The following is a 23515-nucleotide window of genomic DNA, read 5'->3' on the forward strand; positions in this document are numbered from 1 at the left end:
ATTGATGAGCTACTGTTATCAGGCCATCGCCTGCCCGCCAAGGACCTTGAGCATGCCGCGATTTTCTCGTGCCGTTGCTTTGATCGCCGTGTTGTTGCTGGCGCAACCCGCGCTGGCACAACGCCTGCGCCTGGTCGCGGATGCCTGGCCACCTTTTACCGACTCCACCTTGGTCAATGGCGGTTTGGCCACCGATATCGTCACCACGGCCCTGAGCCGCGCGGGCTATGCCAGCGATTTTGAGCAAGTACCTTGGGCGCGTGCGTTGATGGGGGTCGGGGATGGGCGCTATGACGTGCTGGTCAATGCCTGGTACGACGACGCCCGTACTCAACTGGGCCAGTTTTCCGGCGAATACCTGCTCAACCGCGTGCGCTTTATCAAGCGCCGCGACGACACCATCGACTATCTGAACCTGGAACAGCTGCACAACGAGTCCATCGCTGTGGTGCGCGGTTATGCCTATTCGGCACCCTTCGACCAGGACAGCCAGTTGAAAAAAGTGCCGGTGCATAACTTCGCCATGGCCGTGCGCATGCTGGCGGCGCAGCGTGTGCGGCTGACCCTGGAAGATGAGTATGTCGCCCGCTATTACCTGGCGCGCGAGTCGCCCCGGGTGCGCAATGCGGTGGAGTTTCTGGATAAGCCGTTGAGTGAAAACAGCCTGCATATTTTGGTCAGCCTGAAGAACCCCGAGCATGCGCAGATTGTCGCCAGCTTTGATCGGGAGATTGCCAGGATGAAGGCGGATGGCAGTTATGCGCGGTTGATGAAGGCGCATGGGATGTAGGGCGCTTCAGGGCCCTATCGCAGGCAAGCCAGCTCCCACACTTGAAAGTGTTCACAAATCAAAAGTGTGGGAGCTGGCTTGCCTGCGATGGCGGCCTAAGCCGCGCTGGTATCTTTGATCAAATGTGCCGCCAACGTACGCAACGGCCCCAACTGCCGGCAAATCAACGCCAACTGCGTCTGCACCAGCCGCTGCCCTTCGTCGATCTCATCCGGCATCTGCTCAAGGTCCGCCGCCAGGGCTTCCTCGGCATCACTTTGGATCGCAATCGGCTGCTTGTTCGCCAGCCCCGTGGCGATTTCATCAATGCTCACCGCCAGGGAGTTACCGGCGCCATCAATCAAATGCTCACGCACTTCGGCCGGCAGCTGCGTCTCACGGTGCGCGCCCAGCCCTGACAAATAACTGAGCAAGGTGTGCGACAGCACCAGGAAGCGGAAGCCCACGTCGGCTTCCTTACGGAAATGCCCCGGCTCCATCAGCATGTTCGCCAGGGTGGTCGACAGCGCCGCATCCGCGTTGTGCGCGTTGCGCCGGGCCAGGCGGTAGGCCAGGTCGTCGCTCTTGCCGGCGGCGTATTGCTGCATGATTTGCCGCAGGTAGATGCTGTTGCAGGTCAGCGTGTTGGCCAGCACCTTGTTCAGCCGGCGACCTTGCCAGTCCGGCAGGAACAGGAACACCGCCAGGCCCGCAATCAAACTGCCAAGCAAGGTATCGAGCAGGCGGGGCAGAAACAGCCCGTAACCGTCGCCCACCTGGTTGAAGCAGAACAACACCATCAACGTGATCGCGGCCGTAGCCAGGGTGTAGCGCGTGGTGCGGTTGATAAAGAACACCAGGCCGGCAGCGATGGCGAACATCGATTGGACCAGCGGGTTGGGGAACAGGTCGAACAACGCCCAGGCGATAGTCAGGCCGATGGCCGTGCCGATGATCCGCTGGCCGAGCTTGCGCCGGGTGGCGCCGTAGTTCGGCTGGCAGACGAACAGGGTGGTGAGGATGATCCAGTAGCCTTGGGACGGGTGAATCAGGTGCACCATCCAATAGCCGATCATCAGTGCCAGCGGCAGGCGCAGGGCGTGGCGGAACAACAAGGAGGTCGGCGTCAGTTGTGTGCGCAGGCGCGTCCACATCTCGCTGAGGTTGCGCGGTGCGCGGTCCAGCAGGCTGCTGTCGGTGGCATCGGCGAGGGAGTCGGGGTTGCTCGCGTCGCCCAGCAGGCGGTCGAGGGTGGACAGGTTGGCCGCCAAGGCGCGCAACGAACGCAGCAAACCGCGCCACGCCGGGTTGCTCTGGATGCGCAGGTGTTCCAGCGAGGCATTCAGGTCGCCCAGGGCTTCGGCGAAGCTGTCGTCATAGATGAACGGCTGGCGCAGCTGGATCGACTCGGCCAGTGCCTGACAGGCCTTGCCTTGCTGGCGCAACAGGCGCTGGCAGCGGAACAGCACGTCGCTGTGGAAGAAGGCTTCGGCCAGGGCGTTATACGGATAGTGCGACGAGCTGGCGCGTTCGTGGATGTCCTGGGCGAGGAAGTACAGCTTCAGGTAGCGGCTGACCTTCGAGCCCGGCCGGCCATTACCCACGCGGTGCAGGATGATTTCCTTCGCCGCGTTGAGCGCTGCGACGACGCGGCCATTTTGCTGGGCCAGCTCCAGGCGGCGTGCTTCCACATCCAGCTGACGGATCGGTTCGAACAGCGACGATTTGAGCTTGAGGTAACGCCCCAGCTCGCGAAACAACCGCGCCAGGCTCTGTTGCACCGGCTGGTTGGAAAACAGCGCCTGCCACAGCACCGACAGCACGCCGTACCAGGCGGCCCCGGCGACCAGCAGCAGCGGTTCATGCCAGAAATCGGTGACGGCGCCACCGCGCTGGTCCACGCCGATCATGGTGTACACCGACAGGATCAGCGTCGCTGACGCAATTGCGCCATAGCGCTCGCCCAGCGCGCCGAGCATGGTCAGGCAGAAACTGGCCAGGGCCAGGGCAATCGCGAAAATCCACGGGTAAGGGAACAGCAGCTCCACCGACAGCGCGGCAACGCTGAAACACACCAGCGTCACCGCCAAGGCATTGAGACGGCCTTGCCAGCTGTCATCGGTTTCGGCCAGGGCGCTGGCGATAATCCCCAGGAACAACGGGATCAGCAGCGTCATTTCATCCTGATACCAGCACAGCGCCATGCTGCCGGTGAGGGCGATGAATACCCGTACGCTGTAACTGAATTTATCCAGCGCCCACAGGCGCCGCATGGACTGCTTGAACGAGGTCGATGACATGAAGTCTGGAGTCTTCCGGGACGATGCCGCTAAATTGAGCTATCAAGGACGCTGCGGCAAGCGTGGCGATCACATCTCATTGGATATTTTTAAGCGTCACCCTAAAACGAATGTGGGAGCTGGCTTGCCTGCGATAGCGGCGGTGAATTCACCACGGCTATCGCAGGCAAGCCAGCTCCCACATTTTGACCGAGTACAGCCTTTTGTCAGGCGTATTGCGCCGCCGCGTAGCCCGAAGCCCACGCCCACTGAAAGTTGAACCCGCCTAGGTGACCGGTCACATCCAGCACTTCGCCGATGAAGTACAACCCCGGGCTTTTCAGCGATTCCATGGTCTTGGACGACACTTCCCGCGTATCCACGCCACCCAGCGTCACTTCGGCGGTGCGATAGCCTTCAGTGCCCGCAGGCACCAACTGCCAACTGCCCAGTTTCTGCGCGATGTCGGCGATTTCAGCGTGGGTGTACTGCTTCATCGGCTTGGACGCGAACCAGGTGTCGGCCAGCAGGTTGGCCATCTTCTTGGTGAAGATCTCGCCCAGCAGGGTTTTCAGCTCACTGTTCGGGCGCTCGGCCTGCTGCTGTTGCAGCCAGGTGTGGGCGTCGTGGTCGGGCAGCAGGTTGATTTCCACGGTGTCGCCGGTTTCCCAGTACGAGGAAATCTGCAGGATCGCCGGGCCGCTGAGGCCTCGGTGAGTAAACAGAATGTTCTCGCGAAAGCTCTGGTCGTTGCAGCTGACCAGGCTATCCACGGAGGTGCCGGACAACTCACCGCACATATCCTTGAGCTGGTCAGTGATGGTAAACGGCACCAATCCTGCGCGGGTCGGCAGCAGTTCATGACCGAACTGCCTGGCCACTTGATAACCAAAACCCGTGGCGCCCAGGGTCGGGATCGACAGGCCGCCGGTGGCGATCACCAGGGATTCGCAGCGAAGCTCACCCAAGGTGGTTTGCAGCTGATAGCCACCGTCGACCTTGGCGATTGCTTCGATTGAAGTATCCAGGTGAAGGCTTACGCCGGTCTGGATGCACTCGTCGAGTAGCATGCCGAGGATGTCGCTGGACTTGTTGTCGCAGAACAGCTGGCCGAGCTTCTTCTCGTGGTAGGGCACGCCGTGCTTGGCCACCAGCGCGATAAAGTCCCACTGGGTGTAGCGCGCCAACGCAGATTTGCAGAAGTGCGCGTTGTGCGAGAGGAAGTTGGCGGGTTCGGTGTACATATTGGTGAAATTGCAGCGGCCACCGCCCGACATCAGGATCTTCTTGCCGGCCTTGTTGGCGTGGTCGATCAACATCACCTTGCGCCCACGCCCGGCGGCGGTCAGTGCGCACATCAAGCCTGCGGCGCCGGCGCCAATGATCACAACTTCGGTCGAGCGCACAGCAAAGTCCTCACAAAAACTTAATATGAAATGCAATCAAATGTGGGAGCTGGCTTGTTGTGGCGAGGGAGCTTGCTCCCGCTGGGCTGCGTAGCGGCCCCAAAAATCCTGGGAGCGCTCCGCACTCCAGCGCGAGCAAGCTCGCTCGCCACAAAAAGCCCGGCTCCTACAGGGGAGCGGTGGGGTTGTTACAGGATGCGAACGCGCAACGAACGGCCCTTGATCTTGCCGTCGTTCAAGCGCTGCAACGCCTGCTTGGCGATCCCGCGTTCCACGGCCACAAACGCCTGGAAATCGAAGATCGCAATCTTGCCCACCTGGGCCCCTGGAATGCCGGCGTCACCGGTCAGCGCGCCGAGGATGTCGCCCGGGCGAACCTTGTCTTTACGGCCGGCAGCGATGCACAGGGTGCTCATCTGCGGCAGCAGCGGGCCACCGCTTTGCGGCTTGAGGTTGTCCAGTTGGTCCCAGTTCAGTGGCGACTTCTGCAGTTGCTCGATGGCTTGGGCGCGATGCGCTTCGGACGGCGCCACCAGGCTGATGGCGATGCCGGTCTCACCGGCGCGGCCCGTACGGCCCACACGGTGGATGTGGATTTCCGAGTCGCGGGCCAGTTCGACGTTGATCACCATGTCCAGCGCGTCAATATCCAGGCCGCGTGCCGCAACGTCAGTGGCTACCAGCACCGAGGTGCTGCGGTTGGCGAACATCGCCAGCACCTGGTCACGGTCGCGCTGTTCCAGGTCGCCATGCAGGCCGACGGCGGAAATGCCCTTGGCCGTCAGGTGATCCACGGTTTCCTGCACTTGCTGCTTGGTGAAGCAGAACGCCACGCAAGAAGCCGGGCGGAAGTGCGCCAGAACCTTGGTCACGGCGTCCATGCGTTCTTCCGGCGAGATTTCGTAGAAACGCTGCTCGATCTGGTCGTCGGAGTGGAACGCTTCGGCTTTCACCTGTTGCGGTGCGCGCATGAACTTGGACGCCAGCTGCTTGATGCTCACCGGGTAGGTGGCCGAAAACAGCAGGGTCTGGCGGCGCGGCGGGGTCTTGCTGATGATGTCTTCGATGGCGTCGTAGAAGCCCATGTCGAGCATGCGGTCGGCTTCGTCGAGGATCAGCGTGTTCAGGCCGTCGAGTACCAGCGAACCCTTGCGCAGGTGCTGCTGGATGCGGCCGGGGGTGCCAACAATGACGTGGGCGCCGTGTTCCAGCGAGGCGATCTGCGGGCCGAGGGACACGCCGCCGCACAGGGTCAGCACCTTGATGTTGTCTTCGGCACGGGCCAGGCGGCGGATTTCCTTGGCGACCTGGTCGGCCAGCTCACGGGTCGGGCACATCACCAGCGCCTGGCAACCGAAGTAGCGCGGGTTGATCGGGTTCAACAGGCCGATGCCGAAGGCGGCGGTCTTGCCGCTGCCGGTCTTGGCCTGGGCAATCAGGTCCAGCCCCTTGAGGATCACCGGCAAGCTTTGCGCCTGGATCTGCGTCATCTCGACGTAACCCAGCGAGTCGAGGTTAGCCAGCATGGCGGCGGACAGGGGCAAAGTATTAAAAGCGGTGGCGATGGTAGTCACGGGACTGGCTCTGCAAAACAAAATGTTGCGCAGTGTACCAGCCCCGCAGGATTTTCCCCGCAAGTTCTAGACGGGAAGCCGGTTAATGCTCGAGATCGTGCTCGCGGCTGATCACCCGTTTGCCGTCGGTGGGCGACAGTTGCAAGAAAATCGCCGCCGCCAGCATTGCCATGATGCCCACGGTGAGGAAGGTCAGCTGGAAGGCGCCGAGCACGCTTTCTACACCGTCATTGCCGGTCTCGGCGGTAAACCCGCCGAGCAGTGCACCGGCGCACGCTACGCCCAGGCTGAGGGACAATTGCGCCACTACCGAGAGCAAACTGTTGCCGCTGCTGGCCTGGGCGTCGTCCAGGTCGATCAGGGTGACGGTGTTCATTGCGGTGAATTGCAGGGAGTTGATCGCCCCCAGAATCGCTAGCATGCACAGCAAGAGCGGGTAGGGCGTGTGTTCACTGACCAGGCCCATGCTGGCGAGCATGATGCCCAGGAACAGGGTGTTGCCGGTCAGTACGATACGGTAGCCCAAGCGCTCAATCAGCGTACGCGCGATGGACTTGGCAAACATCGCCGCCGCCGCCAGCGGCAACATGCTCATCCCCGCTTCGGACGGCGAATAGCCCAGCGCCACCTGCAACAGCAGGGGCACCAGAAACGGCAGGGCGCCGCTGCCCAGCCGAGCGAACAGGTTGCCAAGGATGCCCACGGCAAAGGTGCGTGTCTTGAACAGCACCGGCGAAAACAGCGGGTTGTCGATATGCCCGGCGCGCAGCCAGTACGCGGCGAGGCACGCTAGCCCGCCGAAGAGCAGCAACATCACCCGCAGGTGCGGCAAGTGCAGTTCGCCCAGGCCTTCCATGGCGATAGTGATCAGCACCATCGCCGCGCCAAACAGCATGAAACCCACGCTGTCGAAACGCGTGCGCTCGCTGCCGCGCAGGTCGGGGATGAGTTTCCACACGGCGTAGCAGCCGATCATGCCCACGGGCAGGTTGATCAGGAAGATCCAGTGCCAGGTCAGGTATTGCACCATCCAGCCGCCCATAGTCGGGCCGAGCAGGGGGCCGAGCAGGCCGGGAATGGTGATGAAGCCCATGATGCGCACCAGTTCGGAGCGCGGGTAAGCCCGTAGCACGACAAGCCGCCCGACCGGCAGCATCAACGCGCCGCCCAGGCCCTGGATCACCCGCGCGCCGACCAGCATGGTCAAGCTGCTGGACAGGGCACATAACAGTGAGCCGATGGTGAACAGCATGATCGCGCCAAAAAAGATTTTCTTGGTACCGAAGCGGTCGGCGACCCAGCCCGAGGCCGGGATCAGCAAGGCGACGGTGAGCATGTAGGCGATCACCACCCCTTGCATGCGCAGCGGGTTTTCCGCGAGGTCCCGGGCCATGGCCGGCAATGCTGTGTTCAGAATCGTCCCATCCAGCGATTGCATGAAGAAGGCAATCGCCACCACCCAGGGCAGCCAGCGGGCGGTCTTGGCATCGAGCGGGACGCGATTCGGCATGAGGAACCTTTTTTGTTAGCAGGCTATGTGTCGGCGATTATGCGCCATCCATCGCTCCTTTTCCCACAGGCGGTTCGTCTAAATCTGACAACTTTGCGTGCTTGCCCACCAGAAAATCCAGCAGCGCCCGGTGCACCGACAGCGCCGCTTCGCGGGACTCCAGATCGAGCAGGTGACCCGTATGTTCGGCGACGGCAAACGTGCTGCGGCCCACGTAGTCTTTGAACCGCTGAGCGTCGGCGGCGGGGGTGTATTCGTCGAGCGTGCCGTTGAGGAAATGCACCGGCGTTTCGATCTGCTTGAGCGCCGGCAGGTAGTTGCCATCGCCCAGGCCCAGCACCTGATGGATATGAAAACGCGCCTGGCGGTACTCGGTGGTGGCCATGTTCGACAGGTGGCGGTGGTTGTTGCGCTTGAGGCGCGGCGACAGGTATTTGCCGACCGTCTCGTTGAGTAAGTGCCCGACGGCGGATTTGTCGTCGGCCTCGATCAGCACGCGTACCCGCTCCACGTAATCGAGCATGGCTTGGTTAAGGTTGGGCGCCAGGGCCATCACCACCGAGCTTTCGATGGAAGGCGGGTTGTGGGCGAGGGTCAGCAGGGTGGAGATGCCGCCCCAGGAGGCCGACACCAGGTGGTTGACCTGGAAGCGCTCCACCAGTGCGCGGAGGATTTGTACCTCGTCGTCCTTGGTCACCAGGTCGAGGTCGGTATTGTGCTCGCGCGAGTAGCCGGAGAACGGCAGGTCGAACAGCAAAACATTGAAATGCTCGGCCAGGCACTTGCTGGTACGGGCAAATGAGCGAGTGGTAGACAGCGCCCCGTTGACCAACAGGACGGTCTTTTTATTCGGGTCGTTGCCCAGCCTCTCGATGTGAACGTTGTAGTGCTTGAACAGCTTTTCAATGACAAAACTTCCATGGTTCATGTCAACGCTCCAGCTTGCCCTATCCTGGGCAAGGTCGTGCACACGCGCATGCACGTGGGTGGTATGGCGGGATGCCACTAACCCTTATAACGAGGTTTTTTACAGGCGACAACTGGCCGTGTGCGCAGGCAGAGAAGAAGAGAAAGGGTGGTAGGACTGGGAGGGACAACGATGTATGAATGCGGCGAGAACCCCTGTGGGAGCGGGCTTGCTCGCGAAGGCGGTGTGTCAGTTAACAGATCCATTGACTGACACACCGCCTTCGCGAGCAAGCCCGCTCCCACAGGGGATTTGAGGTGGTTACAAGGTTAGCGTAAGGCGTTTTACCAATGCGCCCGGCAGCAAGTTTGACGCGGTATTACGCTGGCTGTACGTACTCGCCGACAGCAACAACTCCCGCTCAGCCGTCAACGCTTCGAGCTGCGAACCTAGCAGGCTGTAAACGCTGTCATCAAACCGCATGGTGCTGACCGGTGCCTTGATCTCGCCGTCTTCCACCCAGAACGTGGCAAAGCGTGTCATGCCGGTCAGGCGGGCGGCGGGCAGGTCGGAGTAGTTCAGGTACCACAGGTTGCTGATGTACAGTCCGGTGCCCAGTGCCTTGAGGATATCCGCCTGGGCCAAAGTGCCGGCCGCCACTTGCAAGGCGCTGGGGGATTCATCACTGCTGGCGCCGTTGGTGCTCAGGCCATATTCGGCGGCGCTGCGTGAGTTGATCAACTGCCCCTCGGCCTTGCCGTCCTTGATCAGCGTGACATCACCGCGCGGGTAGCCCTCGGTGGAAAACGCCTGGCTGAGGGAGCCGCTGATCTGCTCGCTGACGGTGACCAGCGGGCTTAACGACTGCTCATCGGCGTAGAGCTTTTGCAAGGAACTGCCTTTGCTGGCGATGGCCTGGGCGGAAAAACCGCCCCAGGTAATGATGCTGAAAATTTCTTCCAGCGCCGCCGGGGCAAGGTAGGCGCGGTATTGCCCCGGCGCCAGGGTGTGCAGCGGGCGGCCGAGGAATTCCAGTTGCTCGCGGGCCAACTGGAAGCGTGCGGCGAACTCGGTGCTGTTCCAGGTGTGCCCGGCGTAGCTGGCTTTGACGGCCTCGCCATTGGCGTGGAACAGGCTGAAATCAAAGTTGAAGCTATTGGCGCGGTGCCAGCCGAATGCGCCGTCGGAGCTGGCAAAGCCACGGGTGATCGGACCTGCGGCGTAGAAACCGACGAGATCGACGCCTTCTGCCGCTTGGCTGATGTCTTCCAGCACCTGAGCCAGTTCCGGCAGGGGCCGGGTCTGTTCATTGTTGCTTTGCCAGGCCGTGTGATTGAGCAGCAGATACGGGTCCTGCGGCAGCAACGGCAAGGTTTCGCGCAGTTGTTGCAGGCCATCGGCGAGGCGTTGGCGATCCAGTTCCGGCTCGCCGGACAGGGTGATGCCCAGGTCGGCGTGGCGGCCGTCGTCGATCAGTTTCAGATTCAGGCTGGCCTGTTGCACTTGTCCGGCCTGGCGCACCTGCGCGTGGTTGAAGCGCACGAATTCGGACGCCTCATCGGCGTAGCCCAGGTGAAATTGTTCCTTGTCGGTGACAGCCTCTTTGAGCCAGTCCACCAGTGCCTTGAAATGATTCATCAGGCCTCTCCCCCAAATACGTCGACATGGCTGAACACACAGGCCGGCGAGGCGTGGCCCACGCGGATCACCTGGTTCGGCTCGCCCTTGCCGCAGTTCGGCGTGCCCAGCACCTTGAAGGTGCTGGCATCCCCGACGGCGCTGAGGTTGCGCCAGAACTGCGCGGAAATCGCCCGGTAGTTGGGGTTTTTCACCACGCCCTTGAGTTCACCGTTTTCGATCAACTGGCCCCATTCGCAGCCAAACTGGAATTTATTGCGGGCATCGTCGATGGACCACGAACGGTTGGTCGACATCAGGATGCCGTTTTCGATGCCGCCAATCAGTTGCGCAAGGCTCTGATCGCCGGCTTCGATATTCAGGTTGGCCATGCGATCGATCGGCGGGCGGTTCCAGCTGCTGGCACGGCTGTTGGCGACGCCGCTCATGCCCGAACGGAATTGCGACAGCGCGCCGCCCAGCGGTTTGAGCAACAAGCCTTCGCGAATCAGGAATTGTTTGCTGGCCGGGGTGCCTTCGTCGTCATGGCCGTAGCTGGCCAACTGTTCGGGAATGTCCGGGTCGAAGGTCACGTTGAGCAAGGGCGAGCCATATTGCAGGTGGCCGAAGTCGCTGGCTTTCACAAAGCTGGTGCCGGCGTAATTACGCTCGTCACCGAGGATACGGTCGAGTTCCAACGGGTGGCCGATGGATTCGTGGATCTGCAGGATCATCTGGTCGGGCATCAACAGCAAGTCGCGCGGGCCGTTGGGGGTGTTCGGCGCGAGCAGCAGCTGCAAGGCTTCGTCGGCGATACGCGGCGCGGCGCCGATCAGGCCGAAGCGGCTGATCACGTCAAAGCCGCCTTGCTGGCCGAAGTTGCTGCCGCCCAGGGTGCGGGTCTGGCTGTCATTGCCGTCGTAGGCGGTGACGTTGACGCCGGGAAAGACAAAACGCTGGGCCTGGCGCAATTCGGCGCCGGCACTGTTGAGGTAAATCTGCTCGACGTGGGTCAGCCCCAGGCTGACTTCCCAGCTCACCAAACGCTCGTCCTTGGGCACGGCGGCGGACTCGCTGCCGAGCAATTGGTAGCAGTCGCTCAAGGACGGGAAGGGCTGGTCGAGGTCGGGCGACAGGTAGTCGGCGACGTCGCTGGACACGTGCTGCGTCTGCAAGTCGAGCAGCGCGTGAGGCTTGATCAGCCGGGCCTGGGCTTCGGCACGTTCGAGGGCGGCTTGCAGGCCGGCCAGGGAAATGTCGTTGGTCGCGGCGTACACTTCCACGCCGTTGAGACGCACGGTGAGCATGGCGCCTTCGTCGTGGTTCAGGTGGGGGGGCGCGGCGACGTTTTTACGGACTGACAGGTATTGGCCGGATTCGCGTACGTAGCGTAACGAGAAGAATTCGGCGGCGGTGCGCAGGGCACCGAAATGCTGTTTGAGTGTGGCGTGTTTGTCGAACATGGGGCCTTCCTTGTGGGCGGCTCGTCGCGGGCAGGCAGACAGAGTAGGCCTGGGCTGGGAGCTGATCAAGGCAAGGCAACCATTTGTGGCAGGTGAACTATTGTGGCGAGCGGGCTTGCCCCGCGTTGGGCTGCGCAGCGGCCCCAAAAATCTTGGGAGCGCTACGCACTCCAACGCGGGGCAAGCCCGCTCGCCACAGGGTGTTTCAGTTACTGCGCGATTTCACGCAGCGGCTTGCCACGTACCGGCGCATCGCCGGCCACGTAGTAGTCGGCGGTGCTGCGCGGCAGTGGCTGGCGGCCACGGATCTTGTCGGCGATTTTCTCGGCGATCATGATCGTTGGCGCATTCAGGTTGCCGGTGGTGATGATCGGCATGATCGACGCATCCACAACGCGCAGCCCCTGCATGCCATGCACGCGGCCTTCGCCATCCACGACGGCCATGTCGTCGGTGCCCATCTTGCACGAGCAGGACGGGTGGAACGCAGTCTCGGCGTGCTCACGGATGAACTTGTCCAACTGTTCATCGGTTTGCACGTCAATGCCCGGGCTGATTTCACGGCCACGGTACTGGTCGAGTGCCGGCTGTTGCATGATTTCACGGGTCAGGCGGATGCCGTCGCGGAATTCCTGCCAGTCCTGCTCGGTGGCCATGTAGTTGAAGAGGATGCTCGGGTAGTCCCGTGGGTTCTTCGACTTCAGCTGGATGCGACCACGGCTCGGCGAACGCATGGAACCCATGTGCGCCTGGAAGCCGTGCTCTTTCACACCGTTGCTGCCGTTGTAGTTAATCGCCACCGGCAGGAAGTGATACTGGATGTTCGGCCAATCGAATTCTTCGCGGGTGCGGATAAAACCGCCCGCTTCGAACTGGTTGCTCGCGCCGATGCCGGTGCCGTTGAACAGCCACTCGGCGCCGATGGCTGGCTGGTTGTACCAGAGCAGCGACGGGTACAGCGACACCGGTTGGGTGCACGCGTATTGCAGGTACAGCTCAAGGTGGTCCTGCAGGTTTTCGCCGACGCCCGGAAGGTCGTGGACCACCGGGATGTCGAGGCTTTCCAGCAATTTGGCCGGGCCAACGCCGGAGCGTTGCAGCAGTTGCGGCGAAGCGATTGCGCCGCTGCACACCAATACTTCTTTGCGGGCGCGGGCTTCAACGCGCTCTTCGGCGGCGCCGATCAGGTAACGCACGCCAACGGCACGCTTGCCTTCGAACAGTACTTTGTCGGTGAGGGCGTGGGTGACGATGGTCAGTGTCGAGCGCTTTTTAGCCGTGTCCAGATAACCGCGCGCAGTGCTGGCGCGACGGCCTTTGGGCGTGACGGTACGGTCCATCGGGCCGAAGCCTTCTTGCTGGTAACCGTTCAAGTCGTCGGTGCGCGGGTAGCCGGCCTGAACGCCCGCTTCAACCATCGCGTGGAACAGCGGGTTGTTGCCGGCTTTAGGCGTGGTCACGCTGACCGGGCCTTCGCCACCGTGGTAGTCGTTAGGGCCGATGTCGCGGGTTTCGGCCTTGCGGAAATACGGCAGGCAGTCCAGGTAGGTCCAGTTTTCCAGGCCTGGCAGTTTCGACCAGTTGTCGTAGTCCATGGCGTTGCCACGGATGTAGCACATGCCGTTGATCAAGGACGAGCCACCCAGGCCCTTGCCGCGACCACATTCCATGCGGCGGCCGTCCATGTGTGGCTCAGGGTCGGTTTCGTAGGCCCAGTTGTAGCGGCGGCCTTGCAGCGGGAACGCCAGGGCGGCGGGCATTTGCGTGCGGAAGTCAAAGCGGTAATCCGGGCCGCCGGCTTCCAGCAGCAGGACGGTGACGCCTTCGTCTTCGGTCAGACGGGTCGCCAGGGTGTTACCGGCGGAGCCGGCACCCACAATGATGTAGTCGTATTCTTGGGACATAAATGCACCCTCTTTGGAGATGACTCAGGTCGCTGTTGTGGCGAGGGGGCTTGTCCCCCGTTCGACTGCGCAGCAGTCGTAAAATCAGCGATCGAGATTTATCTGAAAGCTTGCGGTGTCTGGAGTGGGGCTGCTTCGCAGCCCAACGCGGGGCAAGCCCGCTCGCCACATTGGCCATTCCAGACTTCAGGGTCTTAGAACACCGAGGCGTAGTCGCCCAGCTCAACCTGTACCGATTTGATGCGGGTGAAGTTGTTCAGCGAGCTGATGCCGTTCTCACGGCCCACACCGGATTGCTTGTAGCCACCGACCGGCATCTTCGCGTCGGACTCGCCCCAGGCGTTGATCCAGCAGATACCCGCTTCCAGCTGATGAATCACGCGGTGGGCGCGGTTCAGGTCTTTGGTCACAAGACCTGCGGCCAGGCCGAAGTCGGTGTCGTTGGCGCGGCGGATCACTTCTTCTTCGGTTTCATAGGTGAGGATGCTCATCACCGGGCCGAAGATTTCTTCACGCACGATGGTCATCTCGTCGGTGCAGTCGGTGAACACGGTCGGGGCCACGAACGCGCCTTTGGCGAATTCGCCGTCGGTCAGGCGGTCGCCGCCGCACAGGACGCGGGCGCCTTCTTCCTTACCTTTGGCGATGTAACCCAGCACGCTTTCCATGTGGGCAAAGCTGACCAGTGGGCCGAAGTTGGTGTTTTCGTCTTGCGGGTTGCCAACGCGGATGCGTGCAACGCGCTCGGCAATCTTGGCTTCGAACGCCGCTTGCAGGTGCTTGGGCACAAACACACGCGTGCCGTTGGTGCAGACCTGGCCGGAGCTGTAGAAGTTGGCCATCATCGCGATGTCGGCGGCGCGGTCGAGGTCGGCGTCGTCGAAAATGATCAACGGGGACTTGCCGCCCAGTTCCATGGTCACTTCCTTGAGCGAGGAGCTCGACGCGCTGGCCATGACTTTCTTGCCGGTGTCGGTGCCGCCGGTGAACGAGACTTTCTCGATGCGCGGGTGCTCGGTCAGCCACGTGCCGACTTCACGGCCGCTGCCGGTCAGTACGTTGAACACGCCCGCTGGAACGCCGGCTTCGGTGTAGATCTCGGCCAGTTTCAGGGTGGTCAGCGAGGTGACTTCGCTTGGCTTGAAGATCATCGCGTTACCGGCGGCCAGGGCCGGTGCGGATTTCCACAGGGCGATCTGGATCGGGTAGTTCCACGCGCCGATACCGGCAACCACGCCCAGCGGCTCGCGACGGGTGTAGACGAAGGAGGTGTCGCGCAGCGGGATCTGCTCGCCTTCGATGGCGGGCACCAGGCCTGCGTAGTATTCCAGCACGTCAGCGCCGGTCACGATGTCGACGTATTGGGTTTCGGAGAAGGCTTTACCGGTGTCCAGGGTTTCCAGCGCGGCCAGTTCATCGTTGCGCTCGCGCAGGATGTCGACGGCACGGCGCAGGATGCGCGAACGCTCCATGGCGGTCATGGCGGCCCAGATTTTCTGGCCTTTTTCGGCGCTGACCACGGCACGTTCAACGTCGTCTTTCGTAGCGCGTTGCACTTGGGCGAGAACTTCACCGTTAGCCGGGTTGATGGCTTCGAAGGTGGCATCGCTGCCAGCGTCGCTGTAGCCGCCGTCAATGTAGAGTTTTTGCAGTTCGAAACGGGCCATAAAGTCCTCGCAAGTGCATAAGTGGTTGGCGTTAACCGCCGAAAAGTGGGGCCATAAGGGTCTGGCAACACTGAGCGACAGCAGTTCAGGGGCTGAGCGGTTATGTGTGCTCTAACTCACCTGCTTGGCCAATTGGAAATCCATGTATTCGTAAGCGATCCGTTGCGCCTGCTCCGTGTCGAAAGCGTCTCCCGACAGGGCGCCGCGCAACCACAAACCGTCGATCAACGCCGCCAGGCCCCGGGCTGCGCTGCGTGCATCTTCCAGCGGCAGCACACGGCGGAACTGGCAGCACAGGTTGGAATACAGACGGTGATCGTTGATCCGCTGCAACCTGTGCAAAGACGGGTGGTGCATGCTGGTGGCCCAGAAGGCCAACCAGGTTTTCATTGCCGGGCCGTTGACCTGGCTGGCGTCGAAGTTGCCGCCGATGATCACCTGCAGGTGGGCACGGGGGCTGTCATCCGTAAGCGCAAGCCTGCGTTCGTGGACGTTCTCGATCAGCACATTCATCAAGTACCGCATCGTCGCGGCGATCAGGCCGTTCTTGTCCTGAAAGTAGTGACTGATGATGCCGTTCGAAACGCCGGCCAAACGGGCGATCAGCGCAATGCTGGCATCCCCCATTCCGACCTGATCGATGGCCGTCAAGGTGGCTTCGATCAACTGCTGGCGGCGTATGGGTTGCATACCGACCTTGGGCATGTAGCACCTCTCCTTAGGCCTGCCGATGGGCGATAAACGTCCGTCGGCTTGAGGGCCAGTCTATTTTGTTTTGATTGAACGTTCAATCAACAAAGAATAAGATCTGCGACAAATGGTCGCTGCCTACAGATATTTCCTATCTGAGAGCGGCGCCAGATGGCACCTGCAAAAACCCTTGAAACAGGCCGTATCAGGGCCTGGCCACCGCTTCGGCGGGGTTCGAGAATTTTCGGGGTGTCTTTATAACACCCGTCCGTCGACTGCCGAAAAATCGATGTCCCGGGATAACCGTTGCCTTGTGTTTCTCTCTCGCACTGCCCGGAGCATCTGCGCCATGAGTTCTGCCTCTCTTATAAAGACCCCGCCGGAAAAGGTCCGGGTCAACGGTTGGGTGTTCTACACCTCCACCGCGCTCATTCTGTTGTTGACCGCCATTCTGATCATCGCCCCGCAGGAGGCCGGGCGCATGCTTGGCGTAGCACAGGCCTGGCTTTCGAAAAGCTTTGGCTGGTACTACATGGTGGTCATCGCCGCTTACCTGGTGTTTGTGGTTGGCCTGGCGTTTTCGTCCTACGGCAAGTTGAAACTGGGCAGCAAGGACGACACCCCGGACTTCAGCTACGGCGCCTGGGCCGGCATGTTGTTCTCGTCCGGCATCGGCATTTCGCTGCTGTACTTCGGCGCTTCCGAGCCGCTGGACCACTACTTCAACCCGCCCGAAGGCGCGGCCGCCAGCAATGGTGCCGCCCGCCAGGCGTTGCAACTGACGTTCCTGCACTGGGGCCTGCACGGCTGGGCGATTTATGCGCTGGTCGGCCTGGCTGTGGCGTATTTCGCCTACCGTCACAACCAGCCGCTGGCCTTGCGCTCGGCACTCTACCCGCTGGTGGGCGAGCGTTGGGTGAAAGGTGCGGCCGGCCACGCGGTGGACGGTTTCGGCATGTTCGTGACGCTGCTCGGTCTGGTGACGAACCTGGGGATTGGTTCGATGCAAGTGTCGTCGGGCCTTGAAAACCTGTTCGGCATGCAGCACAGCAACACCAACCTGCTGATCGTGATTATCGTGATGAGCACCGTGGCGACCATCGCCGCCGTGTCGGGTGTGGAGAACGGCATTCGCCGCCTGTCCAACCTCAACATCGTGCTGTTCAGCGGTTTGCTGATCTTTGTGCTGTTGTTCGGCCCGACCCTGCATTTGCTCAACGGCTTTGTGCAGAACATCGGCGACTACATGAATGGCCTCGTGCTGAAAACCTTCGACCTGTATGTGTACGAAGGCGACGCCGACAAGACCGAACGCTGGATGGGCCTGTGGACCCTGTTCTACTGGGCCTGGTGGATTTCCTGGGCGCCATTCGTGGGCATGTTCATCGCGCGTATTTCCCGTGGTCGCACGGTGCGTGAGCTGGTGGCTGGCGTGCTGCTGATCCCGCTGGGCTTTACCCTCGCGTGGTTGTCGATTTTCGGTAACTCGGCCTTGGACCTGGTGCTGAACCACGGTGCCGTGGAGTTGGGCAAGACGGCGCTGGAACAACCGTCGATGGCCATCTACCAACTGCTTGAGCATTACCCGGCGTCGAAAATCGTCATCGGTGTGTCGATCTTTGTGGGCTTCGTGCTGTTCCTGACCCCGGCGGATTCCGGCGCGGTGATGATGGCCAACCTTTCCTGCAAAGGTGGCAACGTGGACGAAGATGCACCGCACTGGCTGCGGATCTTCTGGTCGGCGGTGATCACTCTGGTGACCATCGGTCTGTTGTTTGCCGGCAACTTCGAAGCCATGCAAACCATGGTGGTGCTGGCGGGGCTGCCGTTCTCGGTGGTGCTGATTTTCTTCATGTTCGGTTTGCACAAGGCCATGCGCCAAGACGTCGCAATCGAACAGGAGCAGGCGCAATTGGCCGAGCGTGGCCGTCGGGGTTTCAGCGAGCGTTTGACTGCGCTGGACCTGCAACCAAGCCAAGGGACGGTGCAACGCTTTATGGACAAACACGTGACGCCGGCGCTGGAAGAGGCGGCGACCGCGTTGCGTGATCAGGGGCTGGAAGTGCAGACCTTGCTCGGTAAGTCCAAGCGCTGCATTGGTGTGCGCATCGAGATGGAAGAGGGCAACCCGTTTGTCTACGAAGTGAGCCTGGATGCTTACTCGTCGGCGCCCAGTGACGTGCCTGAAGAAGAGCGCACCCGCTACTACCGTGCCGAGGTGTACCTGCACAACGGGCCTCAGGAATATGACCTGATGGGCTTTGCCCAGGAACAGATCACCCGGGACGTGCTCGATCAGTTTGAAAGCCATCGGCAGCTCCTTGGCCGTGTCTATAGCTGATGGTTGAGCTTGGCGGCGCCGTCACTGGCGCCGCTGTTTCCTGATTGGAATGCGGTCAACTGTGGGAGCTGGCTTGCCTGCGATAGCTCTAGTGAATTCACTGAAGCTATCGCAGGCAAGCCAGCTCCCACATTGATCGCATTCCTTCAGTTGGACCTCAGCCCAGGTTTTTGCCGAGCAGTGCGTGGTACAGCTCGCTATCCCCCAGAATCCCCACCACCTGGTTGTTGTTGTGCAACACCAGCTTGTTCCCCGTGTGGTACCGAATCTGCAGCGCATCGCGCATGCCGATATTCGAATCCACCAGTGTCGGTACCCGGCCCAAACCTTCCACGGCTTGCCCCGGCGCCCAGTTCTGCAGGTTCATCACCGCGCCATTCTGGCGGGCGCCCTGGATCGTGTTGCCTTCGGCCAGGTCCAGCCAGGAATCGCCGCCCGGATCGAGGCACACTGAGCCGTTAACCCGCGTGCAGTTGTCCAACGTGCGCATCAGGCTGCGGCCGCACAACACGTTCAGCGGGTTGGTATGGGCGACGAAGGTACGCACATAGTCATCCGCCGGGTTCAGCACGATCTCTTCCGGCACGCTGTACTGGATGATCTTGCCGTCTTTCATGATCGCGATACGGCTGCCCAGTTTCAGCGCCTCATCGAGGTCGTGGCTCACAAACACGATGGTCTTGCTCAGCTTGCGCTGAAGCTCCAGCAATTCGTCTTGCAGGCCTTGGCGAATCAACGGGTCGAGGGCCGAGAAGGGTTCGTCCATCAGCAGGATGTCGGCGTCCATCGCCAAGGCGCGGGCCAGGCCGACGCGCTGCTGCATACCGCCGGACAGCTCATCCGGCTTCTTGTTGCGCCACTGGGCCAGGCCCACCAGTTCGAGCTTTTCATCCACCAGCGCGCGCCGTTCTTTCTCCGGGCGGCCCTGCATTTCCAGGCCGAAGCTGATGTTCTCGCGCACCGTCAGCCAAGGCATCAGGGCGAACTTCTGGAACACCATGGCGATGCGCTTGGTGCGCATCATTTTCAGTTCGGCGGGGGTGCACGAGGCGATGTCGATCTGACGGCCTTCATGCTCCACAAACAGCTGGCCACGGCTCACGGTGTTGAGGCCGTTGATGCAGCGCAGCAAGCTGGATTTGCCGGAGCCCGACAGGCCCATCAGCACGCAGATCTCGCCTTTTTCGATGTCCAGGCTGGCTTTTTCAACGCCAACAATCTGCCCGGTCTTTTTCAGGATTTCGTTGCGGTGCATCCCCTGGTCCAGCAGCTTCAAGGCTTCGCGCGGGTCTTTGGAGAAGATCACATCGACATTGTCGAATCGGATAATGCTCATGCATCACCCCCTACTTTGGCGTCGGGTTGTTTGCAGATGCGGTCGAGCATGATGGCCAGCAACACGATTGCCAGGCCGGCTTCAAAGCCCAGGGCAATGTCGGCGGTGTTGAGTGCGTTGACCACCGGCTTGCCGAGGCCGTCGGCGCCCACCAGGGCCGCGATCACCACCATCGACAACGACAGCATGATGCATTGGGTAATGCCGGCGGCAATGCTCGGCATGGCGTGGGGCAGTTCAATGCGCGAGAGCAACTGACGGCGCGAGCAGCCAAAGGCCTTGCCGGCGTCCATCAACTCTTGCGGTACATCGCGGATACCCAGGTAGGTCAGGCGGATCGGCGCGGCAATCGCGAACACCACCGTGGAAATCAGGCCGGGCACCACACCCAGCCCGAAGAGGGTCAGGGTTGGGATGAGGTAGACGAAGGTCGGTACGGTCTGCATCAGATCGAGCACCGGCCGCATCATGGTGTAGAACAGCGGTTTGTGCGCGGCAACAATGCCCAGCGGCACACCGATGACCACGCAGACCAGGGTGGCGAACAACACCTGGGCGAGGGTTTCCATGGTTTCCTGCCAGTACCCCAGGTTGAGGATCAGCAGGAAGGAGGCGATGACAAAGACAGTCAGGCCCCATTTACGTTGAATAAAGTGAGCCAGCAGCGCAATCAGACCGATCAATGCCAGCGGATTGAACCAGGTCAGCGCAAACGTCACGCCGTGGATCATCGTTTCCAGGGTCGATGCGATAGCGTCGAAGTAGTTGGCACCATGTTTGGTCAACCATTCGACGAAGGCAGCGATGTACTGGCCTAGTGGGATTTTCTGTTCAGTCAGCATGGTAGTGAATGTCCACATGCGAAGGGGAAAACATCCCGGGGCAGCGCACCGCCCCGGGGTCAGCGATTACTTGGCGAGATAAGCTTTGACGGCCTCCAGACCCGGTTTGCCATCAACGGTTGTCACACCGGCGAGCCAGGTGTCGAGCACTTGCGGGTTTTTCTGCAGCCAGGCTTTCGCGGCGGCATCGGGCTTCATCTTGTCGTCCAGGACATTGCCCATCAGCGAGCTTTCCATGTTCAGCGTGAACACCAGGTTTTTCAGCAGCTGGCCAACGTTGCTGCATTCCTGGGTGTAGCCCTTGCGGGTGTTGGTATAGATGGTGGCCTGGCCGTAGTTGGGGCCGAACGAATCGTCACCGCCGGTCAGGTACTTCATCTTGAAGCGGGTGTTCATTGGGTGCGGTTCCCAGCCGAGGAACACGATGGCCTGGCCGCGTTTGGTGGCGCGTTCCACCTGCGAGAGCATTCCGGCTTCGCTGGATTCCACGACCTTGAAGCCCGCGTCTTTCAAACCAAACTGGTTCTTGTCGATCACGGTCTGAATGGTGCGGTTGCCGTCGTTACCCGGCTCGATCCCGTAGATCTTGCCGCCCAGCTCATCCTTGAATTTGACGATGTCGGCGAAGTCTTTCAGGCCCTTGTTGTACAGCTCCTCGGGCACGGCCAGGGTGTATTTGGCGTTCTCAAGGTTGGCGCGAACGGTTTCCACGGTGCCGGCATCACGGTACTGCTTGATGTCGTTTTCCATGGTCGGCATCCAGTTGCCGAGGAAGATGTCCATGTTCTTGCCATCAGCCAGCGACTTGTAAGTCACCGGCACCGAAATCATCGTGGTGCGCGGTTTGTAGCCCAGACCCTTGAGGATTTCACTGGTGGTGGCGGTGGTCACGGTGATGTCGGTCCAGCCGACATCGGAGAAGTTGACGGTCTGACATTGTGCCGGTTCTGCAGCGTGCGCCAGGACTGGCAGACTCAACATGGCGGCCAACAACAACTGGGGTGAACCTTTCATGGGGCTAGACTCCTGTGTTTTTTCTGGCGGCCTGCGCCGCGCTTTATAAGGGTTGCGGTTGGTGCGTGCGGTGAAGCGACGGCACGGTGCCTTGCAAACGAGTCGAGACTGATCATGTACCAGTGAAAATCTGACGCCTACAGGGGGCGTCGTATCCAGTACAGGGATGGTCGTATCCAGTGTCGGTGACGTCGCTTACAGATTTTTCCAACGGCAAAACTGCAGTTTTTGCCGATCTGCACCGCTAAAAACGGCCAAAACGCCTTATCGCCCGCGAGCGACGTTAGTGAGCATGGTCACGTCGGTGTGAGACGCCGTGATGACGGATAAAAGCTTGATGATGCCGCCATCTGGGCGATCTGAGCGTAGCAGCTCCGTGGTGCCAGGCCTGTTCACCCGAGGAGTTGCACGGCAATGGCTATCAGCGTTTTCGACCTGTTCAAGATCGGCATCGGGCCTTCGAGTTCTCACACCGTCGGCCCCATGCGCGCCGCGGCGTTGTTCGTTCAAGGGTTGCGTGAACGTGATGTGTTGGAACAAGTGCGGCGTGTCGAAGTTCAGCTGTATGGCTCGCTGTCCGCCACCGGCATCGGCCACGGCAGCGACACCGCTACCATCATGGGCTTGATGGGCGAGTGGCCGGACGCAATCGACCCGTCGCAAATCGGCCTGCGCATTCACACCCTGCGTGAAACCGACACCCTGCTGCTCGACGGCTACCTGCCGGTGCCTTTCATCTGGGCGCGTGACATGCGCTTGCTCGACGAAAACCTGCCGTTCCATCCCAACGCCATGACCCTGGTGGTCTTCGGCGATAGCGGCGAATTGCACCGCGACACCTACTACTCCGTCGGCGGTGGTTTTGTGGTGGATGAGGCCCAGGCCCAAAGCGGCGTGGCCGACATGGACCGCACCGAATTGCCTTACGACTTTTCCAGCGCGGTGGAGCTGTTGCAACTGTGCAAGACCCACAACCTGCGCGTCGCGGAGTTGATGCTCGCCAACGAGAAAACCTGGCGCTCCGAAGAAGAAATCCGCAGCGGTTTAATGAAGCTCTGGCGCGCCATGCAGGACTGCGTGGAGCAGGGCCTCAAACACGAAGGCATCCTGCCCGGCGGCCTCAACGTGCGCCGCCGTGCTGCCAAGCTGCACCGCAGCTTGCAGGAGCTGAACAAGCCCAATGTGATTGGCTCGACCCTGAGCGCCATGGAATGGGTCAACCTGTTCGCCCTGGCGGTGAACGAGGAAAACGCAGCGGGCGGGCGCATGGTCACGGCGCCGACCAATGGCGCGGCGGGGATCATCCCGGCGGTGTTGCACTACTTTATGAAGTTCAGTGAAGAGGTCACAGAAGCCAACGTGGTTGACTACCTGCTCGGCGCGGCGGCGGTGGGGATTCTGTGTAAAAAGAACGCCTCGATCTCCGGCGCCGAAGTCGGTTGCCAGGGTGAGGTCGGTTCGGCGTGTGCGATGGCGGCGGCTGGGCTGGCGGAGATCCTCGGCGCCACGCCGGAGCAGTTGTGCAACGCGGCGGAAATCGGCCTGGAACATAACCTCGGCCTGACCTGCGACCCGGTGGGCGGCTTGGTGCAAGTGCCGTGCATCGAGCGCAATGCGATTGCAGCGGTCAAGGCGATCAACGCGGCGCAGATGGCCTTGCGTGGTGACGGCCAGCACTTTATCTCCCTGGACCGGGTGATCCGCACCATGCGCGATACCGGGGCGGACATGCATGACAAGTACAAAGAGACATCGCGGGGTGGGTTGGCGGTGAGTGCCGTCGAATGCTGACCTGCTTTTGTGGCGAGGGAGCTTGCTCCCGCTGGGCTGCGTAGCGGCCCCAAAATCTGGGGAGCGCTTCGCACTCCAGCGCGAGCAAGCTCGCTCGCCACAAGGGAGCACCACTGCGCAGAAAGTGAACACCCGGATCCAAAAGCGCCACCTTTTAGCGCGTCGCAAACAGATAAGTAGCTTCCGAACGATTCTGCGCCTGACCACCTGTCATCCGTGCGAGCGGTGACAGACTTCTCCCATGCCCGCAAAGCGCCTTCCCACAAGTGCTACCGATCTGCTCACACCCCGTGGGCGGGGCCGGTCTGACGTCCATTTCGAGCCCTATCCCGTACTCCCCGCGCGGGCTTATATAGACGCGTCATCAGGTCGTTTTCAGGAGTTATTGGATGGCCATTCAACTTT

General features: G+C 61.2%; 16 protein-coding genes. 3 read left to right on the forward strand and 13 right to left on the reverse strand.

Going from position 1 to position 23515, the window contains the following annotated elements; translation table 11 throughout:
* Positions 1-52: 52 nt before the first annotated feature.
* On the forward strand, positions 53-790 hold the full coding sequence (locus tag AB4P94_RS08675; RefSeq protein ID WP_395610210.1) for a substrate-binding periplasmic protein: 738 nt from the start codon (positions 53-55) through the stop codon (positions 788-790).
* 95 nt (positions 791-885) lie between these two features.
* Here AB4P94_RS08675 and yccS read toward each other — a convergent pair whose 3' ends face one another.
* The 10 genes from yccS to betI all read right to left on the reverse strand — a co-directional run bounded on the left by yccS (position 886) and on the right by betI (position 15801).
* Positions 886-3069 (reverse strand): YccS family putative transporter, encoded by a 2184-nt coding sequence (yccS, locus tag AB4P94_RS08680; RefSeq protein WP_395610211.1) that lies wholly within the window; start codon positions 3067-3069, stop codon positions 886-888.
* Positions 3070-3275: 206 nt separating this feature from the next.
* Positions 3276-4454 (reverse strand): NAD(P)/FAD-dependent oxidoreductase, encoded by a 1179-nt coding sequence (locus AB4P94_RS08685; RefSeq protein WP_395610212.1) that lies wholly within the window; start codon positions 4452-4454, stop codon positions 3276-3278.
* A 188-nt stretch (positions 4455-4642) separates the two neighbouring features.
* Positions 4643-5980 carry an ATP-dependent RNA helicase DbpA gene (dbpA, locus tag AB4P94_RS08690; RefSeq protein WP_256681411.1) on the reverse strand — a complete coding sequence of 446 codons (1338 nt, stop codon included), beginning with the start codon at positions 5978-5980 and terminating at the stop codon, positions 4643-4645.
* 130 nt (positions 5981-6110) lie between these two features.
* Positions 6111-7538 (reverse strand): multidrug transporter subunit MdtD, encoded by a 1428-nt coding sequence (gene mdtD, locus AB4P94_RS08695; protein ID WP_395610213.1) that lies wholly within the window; start codon positions 7536-7538, stop codon positions 6111-6113.
* A gap of 37 nt (positions 7539-7575) precedes the next feature.
* Positions 7576-8466, reverse strand: coding sequence for an alpha/beta fold hydrolase (locus tag AB4P94_RS08700; RefSeq protein WP_395610214.1), 891 nt, complete (start codon positions 8464-8466; stop codon positions 7576-7578).
* A 300-nt stretch (positions 8467-8766) separates the two neighbouring features.
* On the reverse strand, positions 8767-10083 hold the full coding sequence (locus tag AB4P94_RS08705) for a TldD/PmbA family protein (RefSeq protein ID WP_395610215.1): 1317 nt from the start codon (positions 10081-10083) through the stop codon (positions 8767-8769).
* On the reverse strand, positions 10083-11525 hold the full coding sequence (locus tag AB4P94_RS08710; RefSeq protein ID WP_395610216.1) for a TldD/PmbA family protein: 1443 nt from the start codon (positions 11523-11525) through the stop codon (positions 10083-10085). Before AB4P94_RS08710 ends, AB4P94_RS08705 begins: the two co-directional genes overlap by 1 nt.
* A 209-nt stretch (positions 11526-11734) precedes the next feature.
* Positions 11735-13429 (reverse strand): choline dehydrogenase, encoded by a 1695-nt coding sequence (gene betA, locus AB4P94_RS08715; protein WP_395610217.1) that lies wholly within the window; start codon positions 13427-13429, stop codon positions 11735-11737.
* Between the two features lie 194 nt (positions 13430-13623).
* A complete protein-coding gene (betB, locus tag AB4P94_RS08720) occupies positions 13624-15096 on the reverse strand; it encodes a betaine-aldehyde dehydrogenase (protein ID WP_395610218.1) in 1473 nt (490 codons plus the stop codon).
* A 111-nt stretch (positions 15097-15207) separates the two neighbouring features.
* Positions 15208-15801, reverse strand: coding sequence for a transcriptional regulator BetI (gene betI, locus AB4P94_RS08725; protein WP_016972880.1), 594 nt, complete (start codon positions 15799-15801; stop codon positions 15208-15210).
* 391 nt (positions 15802-16192) lie between these two features.
* On the opposite strand from betI, the gene AB4P94_RS08730 reads away from it, so the two are divergent.
* Positions 16193-18127 (forward strand): BCCT family transporter, encoded by a 1935-nt coding sequence (locus AB4P94_RS08730; RefSeq protein ID WP_395611312.1) that lies wholly within the window; start codon positions 16193-16195, stop codon positions 18125-18127.
* 157 nt (positions 18128-18284) lie between these two features.
* Here the strand turns inward: AB4P94_RS08730 and choV are convergent, their stop codons facing one another.
* From choV to AB4P94_RS08745, 3 genes are all read right to left on the reverse strand, one after another.
* A complete protein-coding gene (gene choV / locus AB4P94_RS08735) occupies positions 18285-19463 on the reverse strand; it encodes a choline ABC transporter ATP-binding protein (protein ID WP_106575606.1) in 1179 nt (392 codons plus the stop codon).
* The gene (gene choW / locus AB4P94_RS08740) at positions 19460-20305 is read right to left on the reverse strand and encodes a choline ABC transporter permease subunit (protein WP_017139374.1); all 846 of its coding nucleotides are present in this window, start codon (positions 20303-20305) and stop codon (positions 19460-19462) included. Before choW ends, choV begins: the two co-directional genes overlap by 4 nt.
* A 66-nt stretch (positions 20306-20371) precedes the next feature.
* On the reverse strand, positions 20372-21319 hold the full coding sequence (locus AB4P94_RS08745; RefSeq protein ID WP_395610219.1) for a choline ABC transporter substrate-binding protein: 948 nt from the start codon (positions 21317-21319) through the stop codon (positions 20372-20374).
* Positions 21320-21733: 414 nt separating this feature from the next.
* Here AB4P94_RS08745 and AB4P94_RS08750 point away from each other — a divergent pair, with 414 nt between their 5' ends.
* Complete coding sequence (locus AB4P94_RS08750; protein WP_395610220.1) at positions 21734-23110, forward strand: L-serine ammonia-lyase; 1377 nt, start codon at positions 21734-21736, stop codon at positions 23108-23110.
* The last annotated feature ends 405 nt before the right edge of the window (positions 23111-23515 follow it).

The organism is Pseudomonas sp. B22129, from assembly GCF_044218875.1.
GTDB lineage: Bacteria > Pseudomonadota > Gammaproteobacteria > Pseudomonadales > Pseudomonadaceae > Aquipseudomonas.

What these genes read in the sequence shown, in the direction of transcription:
- AB4P94_RS08675 (WP_395610210.1), top strand. Translation starts at nt 53, where the DNA reads ATGCCGCGATTTTCTCGTGCCGTTGCTTTGATCGCCGTGTTGTTGCTG.
- yccS (WP_395610211.1), bottom strand. Translation starts at nt 3,069, where the DNA reads ATGTCATCGACCTCGTTCAAGCAGTCCATGCGGCGCCTGTGGGCGCTG.
- dbpA (WP_256681411.1), bottom strand. Translation starts at nt 5,980, where the DNA reads ATGCTGGCTAACCTCGACTCGCTGGGTTACGTCGAGATGACGCAGATC.
- mdtD (WP_395610213.1), bottom strand. Translation starts at nt 7,538, where the DNA reads ATGCCGAATCGCGTCCCGCTCGATGCCAAGACCGCCCGCTGGCTGCCC.
- AB4P94_RS08700 (WP_395610214.1), bottom strand. Translation starts at nt 8,466, where the DNA reads ATGAACCATGGAAGTTTTGTCATTGAAAAGCTGTTCAAGCACTACAAC.
- AB4P94_RS08705 (WP_395610215.1), bottom strand. Translation starts at nt 10,083, where the DNA reads ATGAATCATTTCAAGGCACTGGTGGACTGGCTCAAAGAGGCTGTCACC.
- AB4P94_RS08710 (WP_395610216.1), bottom strand. Translation starts at nt 11,525, where the DNA reads ATGTTCGACAAACACGCCACACTCAAACAGCATTTCGGTGCCCTGCGC.
- betA (WP_395610217.1), bottom strand. Translation starts at nt 13,429, where the DNA reads ATGTCCCAAGAATACGACTACATCATTGTGGGTGCCGGCTCCGCCGGT.
- betB (WP_395610218.1), bottom strand. Translation starts at nt 15,096, where the DNA reads ATGGCCCGTTTCGAACTGCAAAAACTCTACATTGACGGCGGCTACAGC.
- betI (WP_016972880.1), bottom strand. Translation starts at nt 15,801, where the DNA reads ATGCCCAAGGTCGGTATGCAACCCATACGCCGCCAGCAGTTGATCGAA.
- choV (WP_106575606.1), bottom strand. Translation starts at nt 19,463, where the DNA reads ATGAGCATTATCCGATTCGACAATGTCGATGTGATCTTCTCCAAAGAC.
- choW (WP_017139374.1), bottom strand. Translation starts at nt 20,305, where the DNA reads ATGCTGACTGAACAGAAAATCCCACTAGGCCAGTACATCGCTGCCTTC.
- AB4P94_RS08745 (WP_395610219.1), bottom strand. Translation starts at nt 21,319, where the DNA reads ATGAAAGGTTCACCCCAGTTGTTGTTGGCCGCCATGTTGAGTCTGCCA.
- AB4P94_RS08750 (WP_395610220.1), top strand. Translation starts at nt 21,734, where the DNA reads ATGGCTATCAGCGTTTTCGACCTGTTCAAGATCGGCATCGGGCCTTCG.